The 17,705-nt window shown below is 42.2% G+C and carries 13 protein-coding genes and 1 other RNA gene; 5 read left to right on the top strand and 9 right to left on the bottom strand.

Going from position 1 to position 17,705, the window contains the following annotated elements; translation table 11 throughout:
- The first annotated feature begins 153 nt into the window (after positions 1 to 153).
- The 3 genes from CWC28_RS01995 (at position 154) to CWC28_RS01985 (ending at position 3,996) form a co-directional block, all read left to right on the top strand.
- Positions 154 to 1,944: an ATP-binding protein gene (locus tag CWC28_RS01995; RefSeq protein WP_063706897.1), complete on the top strand. Its 1,791-nt coding sequence runs from the start codon at positions 154 to 156 to the stop codon at positions 1,942 to 1,944.
- Positions 1,945 to 2,168: 224 nt separating this feature from the next.
- On the top strand, positions 2,169 to 2,369 hold the full coding sequence (locus tag CWC28_RS01990; protein ID WP_063706895.1) for a hypothetical protein: 201 nt from the start codon (positions 2,169 to 2,171) through the stop codon (positions 2,367 to 2,369).
- A 247-nt stretch (positions 2,370 to 2,616) separates the two neighbouring features.
- Positions 2,617 to 3,996 carry an alpha-amylase family glycosyl hydrolase gene (locus tag CWC28_RS01985; RefSeq protein WP_138624639.1) on the top strand — a complete coding sequence of 460 codons (1,380 nt, stop codon included), beginning with the start codon at positions 2,617 to 2,619 and terminating at the stop codon, positions 3,994 to 3,996.
- A gap of 165 nt (positions 3,997 to 4,161) precedes the next feature.
- Here the strand turns inward: CWC28_RS01985 and ffs are convergent.
- Positions 4,162 to 4,258: signal recognition particle sRNA small type (gene ffs / locus CWC28_RS01980), an RNA gene on the bottom strand.
- A 136-nt stretch (positions 4,259 to 4,394) separates the two neighbouring features.
- Positions 4,395 to 5,264 carry a DUF3014 domain-containing protein gene (locus CWC28_RS01975; protein WP_105175186.1) on the bottom strand — a complete coding sequence of 290 codons (870 nt, stop codon included), beginning with the start codon at positions 5,262 to 5,264 and terminating at the stop codon, positions 4,395 to 4,397.
- Between the two features lie 134 nt (positions 5,265 to 5,398).
- Here CWC28_RS01975 and CWC28_RS01970 point away from each other — a divergent pair, with 134 nt between their 5' ends.
- The gene (locus tag CWC28_RS01970; protein ID WP_063706888.1) at positions 5,399 to 6,544 is read left to right on the top strand and encodes a patatin-like phospholipase family protein; all 1,146 of its coding nucleotides are present in this window, start codon (positions 5,399 to 5,401) and stop codon (positions 6,542 to 6,544) included.
- A 7-nt stretch (positions 6,545 to 6,551) separates the two neighbouring features.
- On the opposite strand, the gene CWC28_RS01965 is transcribed toward CWC28_RS01970, so the two are convergent.
- Positions 6,552 to 8,525: a monovalent cation:proton antiporter family protein gene (locus CWC28_RS01965; protein WP_138624638.1), complete on the bottom strand. Its 1,974-nt coding sequence runs from the start codon at positions 8,523 to 8,525 to the stop codon at positions 6,552 to 6,554.
- Between the two features lie 139 nt (positions 8,526 to 8,664).
- On the opposite strand from CWC28_RS01965, the gene CWC28_RS01960 reads away from it, so the two are divergent.
- Complete coding sequence (locus tag CWC28_RS01960) at positions 8,665 to 9,561, top strand: GGDEF domain-containing protein (RefSeq protein WP_105181533.1); 897 nt, start codon at positions 8,665 to 8,667, stop codon at positions 9,559 to 9,561.
- A gap of 25 nt (positions 9,562 to 9,586) precedes the next feature.
- Here the strand turns inward: CWC28_RS01960 and CWC28_RS01955 are convergent, their stop codons facing one another.
- From CWC28_RS01955 to lpxB, 6 genes are all read right to left on the bottom strand, one after another.
- Entirely contained in the window at positions 9,587 to 9,931 is a 345-nt protein-coding gene (locus CWC28_RS01955; RefSeq protein WP_105175187.1) for a hypothetical protein, read from the bottom strand.
- Entirely contained in the window at positions 9,924 to 11,234 is a 1,311-nt protein-coding gene (tilS, locus tag CWC28_RS01950) for a tRNA lysidine(34) synthetase TilS (protein WP_063706880.1), read from the bottom strand. The genes CWC28_RS01955 and tilS overlap by 8 nt, the downstream gene beginning before the upstream one ends.
- Positions 11,235 to 11,325: 91 nt before the next feature.
- A complete protein-coding gene (gene accA / locus CWC28_RS01945) occupies positions 11,326 to 12,282 on the bottom strand; it encodes an acetyl-CoA carboxylase carboxyl transferase subunit alpha (protein WP_063706877.1) in 957 nt (318 codons plus the stop codon).
- Positions 12,283 to 12,298: 16 nt separating this feature from the next.
- A complete protein-coding gene (dnaE, locus tag CWC28_RS01940; protein WP_138624637.1) occupies positions 12,299 to 15,790 on the bottom strand; it encodes a DNA polymerase III subunit alpha in 3,492 nt (1,163 codons plus the stop codon).
- Entirely contained in the window at positions 15,790 to 16,395 is a 606-nt protein-coding gene (rnhB, locus tag CWC28_RS01935) for a ribonuclease HII (RefSeq protein WP_105175190.1), read from the bottom strand. The genes dnaE and rnhB overlap by 1 nt, the downstream gene beginning before the upstream one ends.
- Entirely contained in the window at positions 16,385 to 17,542 is a 1,158-nt protein-coding gene (gene lpxB / locus CWC28_RS01930; protein WP_138624636.1) for a lipid-A-disaccharide synthase, read from the bottom strand. The genes rnhB and lpxB overlap by 11 nt, the downstream gene beginning before the upstream one ends.
- Positions 17,543 to 17,705 lie beyond the last annotated feature (163 nt).

The raw sequence follows: 17,705 nt of genomic DNA, 5'->3' as shown, positions 1-17,705 counted from the left end.
AAAACTTAATTATTCGCTTTAAGTTATTTTTAGCTTAGTTGTTAAGGTTTTTTATTATCCTCACAAAAAGTCATTCTGACATAGGCCTTTCTTATGTGAACGAAAAAAATACTGCTATGCTTAAATTAACAGTAAGATAGGTGCGGTAAACTGATGACAAAAGCGTTGCAGCAAACTAAAAACAAGTTGAAAGTGAATGCAATTATCGTGATTGCATTAGTAACGTCGCTCACTGTTACCTCATTATTCTTTTACAAAAATGTCGACTCACAATGGCATGACTATTCAAAAACCGCCGCTAACGTTTATGTACTCCACGACAAGCTAATTCAAAAACTCGGGTATGGTGGCTTTATTCACCATTTTAAAAACCTAGTGCTCAGAAAAAATACAGAACTGTATCTTCCGCCCATTGAAAAGGAACTCATCGAAATAAAAGAGATCCTTGCCAAACTTAGCGCAATAAAAGAGTACGATCAGACTGCGCTTACTGACGTTAAAAAAACGGTTATTGAATATGAAGATAAACTCGATATTGTTTTAAGAATGATAGCTAATGGCGCGACTAGCGAGCAGATAGATACCACTGTAAAAGTAGATGATACAGATGCGTTGAAGGCACTTGCCGCGTTCGAGCGGCATGTAAAGTTAATGCTTCAAGATAAAAGCATCGCCATTGATGAAAACTTCCAAATTGCTTACATCGTGCATGTGTTAACAATTATATTGCTCACTAGCATATTGCTTATTTACTTTAGAAAGCTTTCAAACTCTTATAAACAACAGATTGAGCTTACTGAGCGCGCTTTAGAAGGCGCGAGAATAAAATCAGAATTTTTAGCTAATATGAGTCATGAAATACGTACCCCACTTAATGGCATTATGGGGCTTTTACAAATTTTGCAGCCAAATATTCAAAAACCGAAAAATATAGAAGTTGTGTCTAAAGCACTGTTTTCTTGTCGATCACTCCTTACTATCATCAACGATATTTTAGATTTTTCGAAAATGGAGGCGAACGAGCTTTCAATTGAACAGGTGGACTTTTCGATGTCGAAGGTCGTTGAATCAATCAATTCTGATTTTCTGCCGCTTTGTAACGAAAAAGCAATCGAACTAAACATAGATATAGACGATGACGTTGAAGATTTATGGATAGGAGACCCAGTTCGGGTTCGACAAATTATTTTAAACCTGGTTTCTAACGCCGTTAAATTTACCGAGCAAGGTGGCGTGCAAGTAAAAATTAATAAATCTTCGCAAAGCCAAAAACAAGGTGTTGAGATAGAAGTAATTGATACCGGCATTGGTATGAATAAAGAAGGTTTAATGCATCTGTTTAACCGTTTTCAGCAAGCCGATAACAGTATAACACGACGTTTTGGCGGGACTGGATTAGGGATGTCGATCACCGCGAATCTTATTAACCGTATGAATGGCAGTATTGATGTAGACAGCGCGCTCGGTAAAGGCACCCATTTCACCGTTTATTTACCGCTCAAAGTATCTGAAAAGCAGCACTTACATGATAGCTTTACCGATGTAACCGCACCTGACTTATCGGCTAAAACTGTACTAATTGCTGAAGATAACCCACTCAATACAATGATCATCAAATCGATGCTTGCAGAAACCAACGCAGATCTTCATTTTGCAAAAGATGGCGCTGAAGCAGTCGAGCTATTTAAACAACTAAACCCCATTTTAGTTTTAATGGATATACAAATGCCAACTATGGGGGGAATCGAAGCCTGCTCACATATTCGTAGCATTGATAAAGAGGTGCCTGTTATTGCCTTGACTGCCAACGTGATGAAAGAAAATATCATCGAATACATGAACTGTGGTTTTAATGGCCACGTAGGCAAACCCATTGAAAAGCATTTACTATTTAAAGCGCTGCATGATGTCATTGCAATTAGCCGTGACGAGTTCATAGACTAGGCTTCCCAAGCAGAAATTTTATTTTACTTTACTTTCAATGCGTTACAATTTCACTTCTACGTTTATCCTGCTGATTCAATATTGTATGATTTTTATCCTATATTGATTGACTTGGCTAAAAAGATCCCTCATAGTCGAAAAAATCATCAGTACACATTAGACCAAATTATAAAAACCAAGTAGCAACTAAAACGCTATCAACAAAAATGTGGAGGAGATGCGTTATGAACCGTAAGTCAAAATTAATCTACCGTATTATGTTGGCCTCTAAGCTTCATAGCCGTAATAAAGAGATATCACTCGATAAACTAAAACAAGGCTGCTGCCTAAGTGACTCTGAATTACTAACCATTATAAAAGAGCTGGAAATTAAAAAACTGATCAGCTGGGATGCCAGTAAATCGGCTTTTATGATTTCAGCCTAGCTCAGCATATTTAAACGACAGCTTGGCTACACCTGGCTGTCGTTTTTACATATTTCCCCACCCTATTTAATCATTTAAGTATTTATCCGCCACCCCCTATAATTAAGCCATTAAATAAGACCTTAATCGATTATGTAACTGCATTGTGAATACGTATGCACATATTTGTTACATTCATTATCAGGGTATATATTTATCAGACTGCGTGTTTTTTACACGACAACTAAAACCGACAACAAGGTCTAACATGAATTCATTGCTAACCAAAAGTTTGCTTATTTTATTGCTAAGCCTCATTACTGCATGTACACACACTAAAACTGCAAACACTGCCTATGAGCCCAAGCCTTACGTAAAACTAATTCATCCTGAGTGGTCAAAAAATGCGGTGCTTTATCAATTAAATACGCGTCAATTCACTAAAGAAGGCACCTTTAATGCAGCACAGCAGCAATTGCCACGCTTGAAAGAGTTAGGCGTTGATATTATTTGGCTTATGCCAATAAACCCGATTGGTGAAGAAAATCGCAAAGGCAGTTTAGGTAGCCCTTATTCTGTAAAAGATTACCGTAAAGTAAACTCTGAGTTTGGCACACTTGAAGACCTCAAAGCCTTTGTGAACAAAGCCCATGATATGGGGATGTACGTCATTTTAGATTGGGTAGCAAACCACAGTGCTTGGGATAACTGGCTTCGATATGAACACCCCGATTGGTACGACCGAGACAACAAAGGCCAATTTAGGCCAACACCGTGGTGGGATTGGTCTGACATTATTGACTTTGATTATTCGAAACCTGCTCTACGTGAATACATGACAGAATCGATGAAATACTGGGTAAAAGAAGTCGGTATTGATGGCTATCGCTGTGATGTGGCTGGCTTTGTGCCGGTAGATTTTTGGAATAATGTCCGCCGTGAGCTTGATAACATAAAGCCTGTCTTAATGCTGGCTGAGTGGGAGTCTCGCGATTTACATGCCGAAGCCTTTGATATGACTTACGCGTGGTCATGGTCTGAGCACATGCATAAAATCGTAAATGGTCATGCTGATGTCAGCGCCCTCTTCGTTTATTACTCATGGAACGAAAGTGCATTCCCAGCCGAGGCTTACCGCCTTGTAGGTGTTGCCAACCATGACACTAATGCATGGGAAGGCACCATGTTCGAAAACTATGGCGATGCACTTGAAGCCGTTATTGCATTATCTGTCGTTGGTGAAGGCTTCCCGATGATTTATAACGGTCAAGAAGCAGGTAACGATAAACGCCTCGCCTTTTTCGAACGTGACCCAATCAAATGGCAAAAGCACCCTGTCGGTGACTTATACCAATCATTATTTACACTCAAACATAATAATGAAGCACTGTGGAATGGCCAATTTGGCGGCCGCATGGTGCATGTACCAAACACCGCACCAAATCAAGTGCTAAGCTTTGTTCGTGCAAAAGGCAACGATAAAGTATTTGCCGTATTCAACCTATCAAAAGCGCCACAAACAGTTAGCTTTAAAGAACCATTGTTTTTGGGTAAATACACAGATGCTTTTTCAAAACAGGCAATGGAATTGACTCAAACAACAGAACTCACAATTCCTGCATGGGGATTTAGAGTGTTTGTAAAATAGTGTTAGAAGCCAAGGAGCTATAGTTAATTGTAATTACAGAGACATTATTCAGACAGGGTAATAAATCTGCGTAATTTAACTAGAACATAAAAGACGGTATCGAAAGCGTGTTTTAAAAAGAGATAGATATGAAGAAAGTCACCCAAAGAAGATTTTGGGTGGCAGTCTTACCAGCCGCATCTCGGCACACACGTCACACGCTGTGGCTGCTCCCTTCCGGGCCTGACCAGGTTCACCTGCTAGTGTTGCGAGAGGACCAATAAGACTACCATTGAGGGCCTTGTTTGGCGCGGGAGGGATTATCTCTACTTTTAGCCTGTTATTCAAGGGGTATTCGAAAAAGAAAGTGCGATTGCATACTTGGTATACAATCGCACTGTCATTAAGGGGGTTATTGCTTACTTTTCAAGTTCAGCTTTAATGTTGCGCAGCGCAGCTTTCACTTTTTTCATATTTTCTGGACCCATACGCAACAATTGTTTTTGCGCATCAGGTAGACTTTCCCACTCTGAGTAAGCATATTGATACGTAACTGAGTTACGAATAAGCGGCATATCACCTTTTGGCTCAGGTGTATCAAGCAGTACGTCAATCGCCTCTTCTAGCGTGCCTGTGAATGCATCACCTTCGTAGCCAATTTCTGCATAAGCTTCGTTGATAAGTGGTTTGTATTCATCGTACATACGAATAACTTGAGCAGCGCTTAGGCTAGTAAATAGTTTTACGTATGGCGTGTAACGCTCATAGCTATTTGGGTCGATTGTTAAGATATCGCCCTCAATAACTTTAAACGACTCTTTCGGGCGCTCAACAGGCGCATGGCTTAATGCTACTTTACCTTTTGCAATGTTATCAACATACACAACACCACGACGAATAAGATCATCGGTCACCATTAAGCTCATCACTTGGTCGCTCAGTACTTCATCCATACGCGCAATCACCACATCATCGCTTTCATTTAACGTTGGTAGTGGCTCAACGTCTGGAACTGGCTCTGGAGTACGCTCTGGTGCAGTATCTACAACAACGGGCTCTGGCTCAGGCTCTGTCACTTCAGGTTCTGGTTCAGGCTCTGGCTCTTGATACTCAACAACTGGCGCTTGTTCGCTAACAATGTCTTCAACAACTTGAACTGGTTTATCTTCGGGTTTCAATAAAATAAACGCTGCTACACCAGCTACAAGGAGAAGAATAACCACCGCAAAAATCAGGTTGTTATTTGATGAACCCTTTTGTACTTCAGGTTCTGACGAATGCTCTGACATAGACACTCCCTTAAAATAAAACAGATAAAAAATACGAAAAAAACATTTAGCCTTGAGCTAATCTTTGCTTCTTCTAGCTTAAAGACTTACAGTTGATAAATAAAGTAAAGACGCACAAGTATTTAAATGCAACCATGAGCAGTAAGTTAAAAAAAACACAGCACTCTAAAATCGCTTTATTACTAACAGGTGGTGGCGCGCGAGCGGCTTATCAAGTTGGTGTACTTAAAGCGATAACGCAAAGTATGCCTCGCACAGCACCGCTGCCCTTTACTATTATTAATGGGACATCAGCTGGCGCAATTAATTCCGCTGCGTTAGCATGTTATGCATCGTGTGCGCATTTAGCATGCAAAAAACTTGAATGGGTGTGGAAAAACTTTTCGACTTCTCAGGTTTATAAAAGCGACTTTTTAAGTGTGTTTTTGCATATTACTCGCAATATGCTCACGAGCTTTCAATCTGAACATATTAATCACCCACCAGCGAGTTTGCTGAACAATAAACCGCTGCGAAAACTGCTGCACGAAATACTCGATTTATCGCGTATCGAACGAAATCTACATAAAAACTACCTAGATGCAGTCTCGATTACTGCTTCGAGCTATACCACGGGTGACTCTGTGGCCTTTTTTCAGTCACTTACACAAAAGCCCTGGCGCAGAGCAAAACGTGAGGGGCAAGCAACGCGCATTAATGTTGATCACCTAATGGCATCCAGCGCTATTCCTATGGTGTTTCCAAGTGTGAATGTTTATAACCACTATTTTGGCGACGGCTCTATTCACCAACTTTCACCACTGAGCCCGTCGGTACACTTAGGTGCTGAAAAAATCTTTATTATTGGTGTTGATGAACCAAAAGAATTGCACCCACCGGGTTATCAGCCTCATTACCCGGGTCTTTCTAATATTGCTGGTCACTTACTCGATAGCGTCTTTACCGACACGCTACAGTCTGATCTAGAGCGCTTACAGCGTATCAATCGCACTCTGAGCCTGTTACCTGCCCGCGACAAACACCAAGAGTTAAAACAAATCGAAACTTGCGTGATCAACCCATCGCAAAACTTTAATGCAATTGCTGCTCAGTTTTATGATGACATGCCCATGGCAATCAAACTTTTATTGCGTATGATCGGTGTGAAAAAACGTTCACAATCAAGTTTAACGAGCTACTTACTGTTTGAAAAACGTTATACCCAAAAGCTTATAGAAATTGGTTACCAAGACGGCCTCAAAAAATTACCTGAAATTCGTAAATTTTTAGAGCTGGAATAACTTATTGTTACTCCATACCATCGAGTAAAAACCGTTCGACCCGCTCTACTCGCCTAGGCTTGCCTTGCAGCACTAAAATGTCGCCTGCCAATAAAATGGTTTGTGATGAAGGCGCGTCAATTTCGCGGTCTTGTCGGCGCAGCGCTCTTACCGACACACGGCGCTGCTCAAGCTTAAGCTCACTAATTTTCTGATTTACCGCATAAGCATGCTCAGGCAGTGCTATAACATGTAAATACTCAAGCCTGTCTGAACTTGCCTCTTCGCCATCAAGTTTATCGCCAGTGAAAAAGCCATTTAAAAACTTATAACGGTTGCGCCGCTCTTTACTTACACGGCGAATGATCCGTGTCATCGGCACGCCAGACATATACAGCACATGTGAAACCAACATTAAACTTGCTTCAAGGGTTTCTGGCACCACCTCAGTCACGCCGAGTTCTTTGAGGGTTTCAAGTTCAGTATCATCACGCATTCGTACCAGTATTTTTACTTTGGGCGCAATTTGTTTAATCGCATCAACGACTATTTGCGTTTGTTCAAAATCAGTAAAGGTAATAATGACTAGCCTTGCCCGCTCTACGCCCGCTGATTTTAAAATATCTTTTTGATTTACGTGGCCAAATATCACTGGCTCACCGGCCGCTTTTGCTTCTTGTAATAAGATGGGGTTGCTCTCAACGGCGACGTATTCGATTGCTTCTGGCTTTAAAAAGCGCGCAACAGTTTGCCCAACCCGTGAAAAACCACAAATAACGACATGATTTTGATACAAGGGACTACTAGTAGCAGGCTGTTGCCAATACTGCCCAGCATGGCTTAAAAGGCCGAGTTTTTTAAGAATGAGCGGTGTTTTTTCGATAAGATAAGGCGTTAGCGCCATTGAAAGTACGCCAACTGCAATTAAAAACGAAGCTTGCTCTGAGCTTATCAACAAGTGCTGCGAAGCAAGTGCAATTAAAACAAAGCCAAATTCCCCCATTTGCCAAAGCATAATGCCCGCCGATACGGCATCTTGCTTACGCTCCCCCATCACTTGCGCCGCAATCGCGAGCACCGCAATTTTAAATAGCAATAAGCCAACTAATACGATGATGATCCAATACCAGCTATTAAGCACATAAAGCACATCTAGCTGCATACCGACGGTCACAAAGAATAGCCCCATTAATATGTCGCGAAACGGTCTAATGTCGGCTTCTAGTTGGTGACGATAATGACTTTCACCTAACATCATGCCGGCTAAGAATGCGCCTAACGCCATCGATAAGCCAAATAGGTAAGTCAAGCCTGCGGCAAACAAGGCAACCAATAAAGTCGTTAGCATAAATAGCTCATCGGTTCTTACCAGCGCTATTTCACTAAATACTTTAGGCAAAATCCATTTACCTATACCAAACAATAAAACACACACTAAAGCGCCTTTAGTAAGTGCAAAAGCCAGTGCGCCGACAATTTCTTCAGAGCCACTTTGAGCCAGTAAAGGATAGACAATGAGTAAAGGGACAACGGCAATATCCTGAAACAGCAACACCCCTATTGCCAATTGGCCGCGGCGCTGGTTTAAGTCTCCTGATTCTTTAAGTAACTTAACCACCACAGCCGTTGAAGACAGCGCCATTAAACTGGCAATGGTAAAACTATTTAAAAGGCTGTGCTCTAGCAGCAGTAAAATAAGCATAAACACAATGCTGGTTACCACCACCTGCAAGGAGCCAAGGCCAAATACAATATTGCGCATTGCCATTAAACGCGGCAATGAAAACTCAAGCCCTAAGCTAAACAGTAAAAAGACAATGCCAAGCTCGGCAACAAAGTGCATTTCATGACTTTGTGCCATCCAGCCAATACCATGACTCCCCGCCAGCACGCCGGTGGCAAGATAAGCAAGAATAGGTGGTAAACCAATTCGTTTGAAGAACCAAACAAATAATACGGCAGCGACGAGCAAGCCAAACACTTGAATCAGCACATTTTGCAAGCAATAAACTCCCTTCTACTTGATGATAAAGCTGTACCCTCCTTTAAATATAGCAACCTTCTGTTTTTCAGCCAGTTTAAAAATGTGGCACAAATCTCGCTATGTAGGAGTATCTAAACACTCCGGGGGGAGAATTATCATGGAAAATGTCCATATTTTGACGCAGCGGGTGTCTGCGCGAGGCGAGTTTCTGCCGTTTTCGGCAGAGCATTACCGAATAAGTGAACCGAATAGTCCACATGACTTGGTCGCGAGGTTACAAACCACGTTATCAATCGAAGGTATTTTGACGATTTTTGCAGAGCACGCAAAGCAATTGATCAATTTATCTGGATTACAATTCCAATCTGCACTCGGAGTGTCACAAAGCGTTGGTAGCGATACCAGTCAAACGCCGTATTCTTTTGATTTAGATATCGAAAGTGAACGACTAGGGCAGCTAATTTATTTTAGCCAATTCCCTATGGGTAAAGCGATTGAAGCAAAATTAAAGCAGCTACATACAGCTTTAGTTTACCCACTGCGTAATGCACTTATGTATAACCGTGTTTTACGTTTAGCGACTAAAGATGCTTTAACCGGCTTAAATAATCGTAGTCAATTTAATGACAGCTTGGCACAAAAGCTAGAACGTTGCCGCCGTCAACATCGCCCATTTAGTTTAATGCTGCTTGATTTAGATAACTTTAAACAAGTAAACGATAACTTTGGTCATAAAATTGGCGATGATGTGCTGCAAGAATTTGCCAATGTATTACGCAGTAGTGTGCGCGGTACCGACTCAATTTTCCGCTTTGGTGGAGATGAGTTTGCATTGTTAATTGACGATCCTGAATTTACCACTAATAAAGTGATTGCCGATCGTATTATGAGCTTGGTTTCTCAATCTGGTTTGATGACACAGTATGATGTTACATCAAGTATTGGTTATACACTCGCCAATAACCAAGACTGCGAAAACGAAGTGTTTGCCCGTGCTGACAAAGGTCTTTATAAGGCAAAAGCAGCTGGAAGAAATTGCGCAAGAGCATTTTAATAAAAAGAAAGCCTAGCATCCCCCGCTAGGCTTTTTTATTCATAAATTTATAACCAAGTAATACCAACCAAAAACCACAGAAAAAGCCACTTAGTAAGTAAAGTAAGGCAGCCATGGTGGTAAGGGGTGATACCATCACTAATGCCAAAGGCGTTAGCACGCCCAATATAAAGAAAATACCGCCTTTACCTGACCAGTAACCTAGTAGCAATAACGAGCAAACAAGGCCGCCAGCAAGCGCATAAAAAAGTGTGTTTATTGTCAGTTCTGTATAAGCAAAACCAGCAATAACAGCCACTAACACCGACAGCAAAAAGCCAAGTGGTGCTTTATTAACTAGTGATAAACCAACATGTGGTTGTTCACTCATAAAGTGTCTCCCATAGAATTCCATCATCAACACTGTGCTGCTCACTAACAAAGTAGCCAACAACTTGCACAAGTTGATCGTTATAAAAAATAAGTGGTGTCTGCGCACGTAACCAAGGAGCTACTTTGGCATCTTTAAACCAATGCTTTAAGGTGTTTGAGCCTGGTTTATGCAATGGTTTGATACGCGCTTGCGGCCTATTAAATTCAACCCGTACCTGCTCATCCTGCCGTGGTTTTCTAATACCCTTGCCCTGTTTCACGGCTAGCGTTCGGCCATCTGTCAGTACAATGCTCTGCAAAGTTATATCCATCGCCTCAGGTATTGCCTGCTCTTTCACAAAGTACCAATGCTGCTGATGACGACGAACATCACCGCTTTGCAGACAAATTTTTAGCTGGGCATCGGCTTTGGCCGTTAAACCTTGCTCAATAATTTGCTGTAGCTGATTTTCTGAAGGCAGTTGATGGGTAAACTGATTCAGCCACGCACGCACAAGGTTTGCTTGTCTAGGCTGGCTAAAGGGCGCAATTGCCAGGCAACTTAACCCACCCTGCGCATTTTGACACTGTGCAAGGTCACTTTGCGTATATTCATCAAGTAGCGTTTGCTGTTTCTGTAACAGTCGAATACTTCGCGCTGCACTTTTTTCAAACCCTTGAAAACGCTCCGTTAAAATAGGCATAACCTGATGACGTAAAAAATTACGGTCAAAGCGTTCATCAATATTTGAGTCATCGGTGATATGCGAAATAGCAAATTCATCAGCAAACTGTTCAATTTGCTCACGAGTAATATTAATCAGCGGTCTAAAACATAATCGCCCAGATGCTAATAAGCGCTGTTGTTGCATTGACGCTAAACCCTGTAAGCCTGAACCGCGTTTTAGGCGAAGTAAGAAGGTTTCAAGTTGATCATTCAAGTGCTGGCCAAGTAATAATACGCTACCTGACATACAGTTTTCGTCGAGGGCTTGGTATCGAGCCTCTCGCGCTTGTGCTTCGAGTGAAGTACGCGAGCGCTGCTGAATTTCAACCTGCACGGCTTTAAATGCGACATCGATCTCTTCACACAGCGATTGGCAAAATCCTTGCCATTCAGAGGCATGCTTACTCAAACCATGATTAACATACACAGCTTCAAGCTTAAGCTCAGAGTACTGCTGTTGAGCTTGCTTCATCAAATGTAATAACACTACCGAGTCAACACCACCCGATAAGGCAACACTAAAGCGGCTGTGCTGAGCGGTCAGCAAAGGCTGTAGTTGTGCTAAAAAATGGTGAAATAAATCTGATGTTTGCATTAAAAACCAATGGGTATACAAGCGTCTGTGTTATCGGCATTATAAAACAAAAAAAGCCGCAAAAGCGGCTTTTTTCATTTATAAGCTGTGTTTAGCAATAACCAAACGACATTAAACGTTTATAACGCTGATCAAGCATTTCATCAGTTGAAAGGCTTTGTAAGTCAGCAAGGTCACGCTTAAGTTGGTTTTTAAGGTTACGCGCCATCGCATCGTAATTACGATGTGCGCCACCTAGCGGCTCATCAATGACGTTGTTGATTAAATCAAGCTCTTTAACACGTGCAGCTGTTACACCCATTGCTTCTGCAGCTAATGGTGCTTTATCTGCACTTTTCCATAAGATTGATGCACAACCTTCTGGCGAAATTACAGAGTAAGTGCTGTATTGCAACATGTTAACGCGGTCACCCACACCAATAGCCAATGCACCACCAGAACCACCTTCACCAATTACAGTACAGATAGTTGGTACTTTTAACGCTGCCATCACTTTAAGGTTACGTGCAATTGCTTCACTTTGACCACGCTCTTCAGCGCCAACACCTGGGTATGCACCTGGGGTGTCGATAAATGTCATGATAGGCATTTTGAAACGCTCAGCCATTTCCATTAGGCGTAATGCTTTACGGTAACCTTCTGGCTTTGGCATACCAAAGTTGCGTTTAATTTTTTCAGCTGTGTCACGCCCTTTTTGCTGGCCAATAACCATCACTGGTTGACCTTCAAAACGTGCAACACCACCTAAAATAGCTGGGTCGTTAGCAAAAGTACGGTCGCCTGCTAGTTCGTCAAATTCCGTGAAAATGCGCTCGATGTAATCACGAGTATAAGGACGCAACGGATGACGGGCTAACTGAGAAACCTGCCAAGCACCTAATTCAGAGAAAATTTTCTCTTTCATTTCAGCACTTTTTTCTTTTAATCGACTGACTTCCTCTTCTAATCCAAGGTCTAATTCGCCAGCGCGGCTTACATTTTGTAATTCTTCAATTTTTGCTTCTAATTCTGCGATTGGAAGCTCAAAATCAAGATAATTGAGGCTCATGCTCTAAACTACCTAATTAATTAAATTCTAGTTCTACATCTTGCGCCGCCATCAGCGATAACTTATGAATTAAGTCATCACTCGGCGTAACACACCATTCGGTTCCTAAGGTAATCTCAGCCAACGCATCCGGACGTTGATAGAATACTTTAATAGGACAAGTACCAAACTTATAAGGTTCCAGTACTTTTTGTAAATTATCGAAGAAGTTCGCCTCGATTTGCACCATGTTCAAGGTCATTTTAATCGCTTTTATACGTTTTTCACGTGCCTCAGCGATGGTGCATATGTCTCTAGCGGTCATTGTAATGCCACCGGAGAAGTTATCAAAGCTGACCTGTCCAGATATTACCAAGATATTGTTTACTTGCAGCAAATCTTGGTACATTTCAAACTGTTCTGGGAATAAGCGTACATCAATACGGGCACTCTTGTCATCTAAAGTTATAAGACCCCAACGATTTCCCTTTTTGTTAATCAGTGTACGCGCTGCAATCACTAAGCCCGCAGCCGTTGACTGCACATCGCGATTAGTTGGCTGTAAATCGACGAGTTTTCCTGACGTATAATACTTTAACTCTTTACGATACTGATTAATTGGGTGACCCGTTAAATACAGACCTAAAGTTTCTTTTTCACCATCTAACCACTCATTATCGGTTAATGGCGTTGCTTTTTTAAACGCTTGCTCAACTTCGTCAGGTTCAACAGCCAGTAAGCCAAATAAGTCACTTTGACCAATTGCTTCAGCCTTATGATGTTGCTCAGCTGATTTCATTGCATCTGGCAAACTTGCTAATAAAGTAGCACGTGCAGGCTGTGTTTTTTCAGGGCCTAACTGATCTAAGGCGCCGGCGTATATCAGCTTTTCAACAACCCGTTTGTTTAAACGTTTTAAGTCAACACGGGCACAAAAATCGAATAAGTCTTTGAACGGACCACCTTGGCTTCGGGCTTCTAAAATGGCATCAACCGGACCTTCACCTACCCCTTTAATCGCACCGATACCGTAAACAATCTCACCTTGTAGATTAACCGTAAACTTGTACTCACCGGCATTTACATCCGGCGGTAACAAGATCAGTTTCATGTTTTCACATTCATCTACCAAGGTAACAATTTTATCGGTGTTATCCATATCCGCCGACATTACCGCAGCCATAAATTCTGCTGGGTAGTGGGTTTTCATCCACAACGTTTGATACGACACTAAAGCATAAGCAGCTGAGTGAGATTTATTAAAACCATAACCTGCGAATTTCTCTACCAAGTCGAAGATTTTCATTGCAAGTTCGCCGTCAACTCCGTTATTAACAGCTCCTTCTTCGAAGGTTGAACGTTGCTTTGCCATCTCCTCTGGCTTTTTCTTACCCATCGCACGACGCAGCATGTCAGCGCCACCTAGCGTATAACCAGCCAGTACCTGCGCAATCTGCATTACCTGTTCTTGATAAAGAATGATACCATAGGTCGGTTCTAGAATGGGTATCAAGCTATCGTGTTGCCACTGCACATCAGGATAAGATAACTCTTCGCGGCCATGCTTACGGTCGATAAAGTTATCTACCATGCCTGATTGCAATGGACCAGGGCGGAATAGTGCTACCAGTGCGATCATATCTTCGAAGCAGTCGGGTTTTAGACGACGAATAAGATCTTTCATACCACGGGATTCGAGCTGGAATACCGCGGTGGTTTCGGCGCGAAGTAGTAACTCAATACTTGGCTTATCATCAAGTGGAATAGCGTTGATATCAACCGGCTCTTTACCCTCTCGGGCTAAGCGCTCATTGGTCATATCAAGCGCCCACTGTAAGATGGTGAGTGTTCTTAGCCCTAAGAAGTCGAACTTAACTAAGCCTGCCGTCTCAACGTCGTTTTTATCAAATTGAGTAACCGGGAATTTACCTTCATCATCACAATAAAGAGCGGCAAAGTCAGTGATTGTGGTGGGTGATATTACAACACCACCAGCATGCTTACCGGCGTTACGTGTACAGCCTTCAAGGATGCGACACATATCAATAAGCTCTTTGACCTCTTCATCACCGTCGTAGGCTTCTTGTAAACGCGGCTCAACATCAAACGCTTTAGCCAAGGTCATGCCCGGATCCCCCGGTACTAGTTTTGAAATACGGTCAACAAAGCCGTAAGGGTGACCAAGTACACGGCCTACGTCACGGATAACCGCTTTTGCAGCCATGGTACCAAAGGTGATGATCTGAGATACCGCGTCACGGCCATAAAGCGCTGCTACGTGATCAATTACCTCATCACGCCTATCCATACAGAAATCGACGTCGAAATCGGGCATTGAAATACGTTCAGGGTTCAAGAAACGTTCGAATAGTAAGTCAAATTCGAGTGGATCGAGGTCGGTAATTTTTAGTGCGTAAGCAACCAATGAACCCGCACCCGAACCACGCCCTGGACCTACCGGAATATTGTTATCTTTACTCCACTGAATGAACTCCATTACGATCAAGAAGTAACCCGGGAAACCCATTTGGTTGATTACGTCGAGCTCTATTTTCAGACGCTCATCATACTCACCACGTTTTTCTTTACGCTCTTGCTCATCGGGGAATAAAAACTGAAGACGCTCTTCAAGACCATCTTCAGAGACCTTCACCAAGAAGTCTTCAATTTTCAGCGAACCGGTTGGGTAATCTGGTAAGAAGTAAGTTCCGAGCTGCACGGTCACATTACAGCGCTTAGCAATTTGAACGGTGTTTTCTAACGCTTCGGGAATATCGCTGAATAGCTCAGCCATTTGATCAGCTGTTTTAAGGTATTGCTGCTCAGAAAACCGTTTTGGTCTACGTTTGTCATCCAAGGTGTAACCATCATGGATTGCCACGCGGATTTCATGAGCTTCAAAGTTCTCTGGTTTTAAAAACACCACTTCGTTCGTTGCCACCACAGGCAACTGCTCTTTTGCAGCAAGCTCAACAGCTAAGTGCAAATAGTCTTCTTCTAAAGCACGTTCAGTACGAATAAGCTCAATGTAGTAATGATCGCTAAAATGTTGTTTATAAAAGCTAACCACAGACTCGATAAGAGCTGGGTTGCCTTTTAATAATGCTTTACCTAAATCGCCATCTTTTGCGCCTGATAATAAAATCAACCCGCTTTTGTGCTCCACCAGCCATTCACGGTCAACCACTGGGCGATGAAATAAATGCCCTCGTTGGTATGCTTTAGAGATCAATAAAGTGAGGTTTTTATAGCCTTCGTTATCTTTCGCTAAGATGGTAATTCGGCTAGGTTCATCTTCAAACTCAGGGCTTCTTAGCCAAAAATCAGCACCAACAATAGGCTTAATACCGGCACCATGGGCAGCGCCATAAAAACGTACTAAACCACACAAGTTCATTTGATCGGTGATAGCCAGCGCTGGCATTTGCAGCTCTTCTGCTTTAGCGACAATTGGCTTAGTTTTAGCTAGGCCATCCACCATAGAGAAATCTGAGTGAACACGTAAGTGAACAAATTGCGGCGCAGGCATTACAGTTGCTCTCCTTTTAACGCCAAAATGCGCTGAACAGGTTTAAAACTTTTACGATGCTCTGCAATTGCCCCGTATTGTTCAAGTGCTGCAAAATGTGCTTTAGTCGGATAGCCTTTATGGCCTGCAAAGCCATAGTCAGGATAACGCTTATCAAGCTCAATCATTTCTTCGTCGCGGGCAACTTTCGCTAAAATAGATGCCGCCGAAATCTCTTCGACGAGGCTATCGCCTTTTACAACCGCCTGTGCTGGCACAGTTAACTGGCTAGGCACTCGATTACCATCAATAAAAACAAACTCAGGTTTTACACTTAAGCCTTCAACTGCGCGGCTCATCGCGAGCATAGTAGCGTGTAAAATGTTTAACTCGTCAATCTCAGTTGGGCTACAGCGACCAATGGCATAGCACAGGGCTTTTTCTTTTATTTCTGCGGCTAATAATTGGCGTTTTTTATCTGATAACTTTTTAGAATCAGCTAACCCGTCAATGGGGTTATTCGGGTCAAGTATTACCGCAGCGGTAACAACATCACCTACTAATGGGCCTCGGCCAACTTCATCTACACCAGCAATATAATTAACATTCGGTCGTTCAATTTGCATTTAGTAACTCCGCGACTGCTGCTGCAGCTTGTTCATTGGCATTTAATCTAATGTCTTTATGTATAGCTAAAAAGCGCGCTTTTAGTTCGCTGTTATCGGTATTTAACATAGGTGTTAGCGCTGCAGATAAGTTTTCAACACTACACTCAGTTTGTAAGTATTCTGGAACGAGCTCTTCGTCGGCTAATAAATTAGGCAACGAGAAATACTTAATATTAAAAGTGAATAACGTTTTGAAAATCCAGTAACTGAGTGGCTTAATTTTGTAGCCCACAACCATCGGCTTTTTATACAGCATACCTTCAAGTGTTGCGGTACCTGAGGCAAGTAAAATGGCATCAGCAGCTTGCATTGCAAGATTTGACTGGCCGTCCAATAATTGCAGTCTTAGATCTGGGGCTGTTTTTTCTAAAATCTCACAAAATTGTGCTTTTCGTTTTTCATTGACTAACGGCACCACAATTTTAAGGTCAGGATTTTGCGCTTGTAATTTCGCCGCCGTTTGAATATAGGTTTCGCTTAAAAGCCCCACTTCAGAACCACGGCTACCTGGAAGTAATGCAAGCACTTTGTCAGTTTGTGCTAAGCCAAGCTGATTACGGGCCTCAGTTTGGTCATGCTCAAGAGCAATATCATCAGCCAGTGTGTGGCCCACAAACGTACAAGGTACATCGTGCTTATCGTAAAAGGCTTTCTCGAACGGTAAAAGTGCCAGCACTAAATTAGTGGCAGCACTGATTTTATGTATACGTTTTTCACGCCACGCCCACACTGACGGGCTAACATATTGAATCGTTTTGATTCCTGCGTCTTTTAACGGTTTTTCAACACGTAAGTTAAAGTCAGGCGCATCAATGCCAATAAATACATCTGGTGGGTTGTCGATAAAATGCTGCACCAGTTGTTTGCGTATTTTAAGTAGGCGCGGTAATCGACCAAGTACTTCAACCAAGCCCATTACTGATAATTCGTCCATATCGAATAATGTATTGCAACCAGCCGCTTGCATACGCGGGCCAGCAATGCCCTCAAAAATGGCATCTGGAAAACGGCGTTTAAGTGCTTTTATTAGCCCTTCACCTAAAATATCACCTGATAACTCACCTGCCACCAAGGCAATACGTAACGGCTTTGTTTGTTCTTTCATTCGTTGATAATTCGCAACTTTTGGCACTAATAAAAATGAGTTTACCGTGTTTTAGCAGTCGGATAAATGTCACAGAGTTAATAAATACTAGAAATCGAAATTAGCATGGCGACTTGCTCAATGGTTAAGCACTTTTTTTGCATCTGCAGGCTGCGGGTTTGTT

It is taken from the genome of Pseudoalteromonas sp. S4492 (genome assembly GCF_005886115.1).
Lineage (GTDB): Bacteria > Pseudomonadota > Gammaproteobacteria > Enterobacterales > Alteromonadaceae > Pseudoalteromonas > Pseudoalteromonas gelatinilytica.
This window is presented reverse-complemented; position numbering and strand designations above follow the sequence as displayed.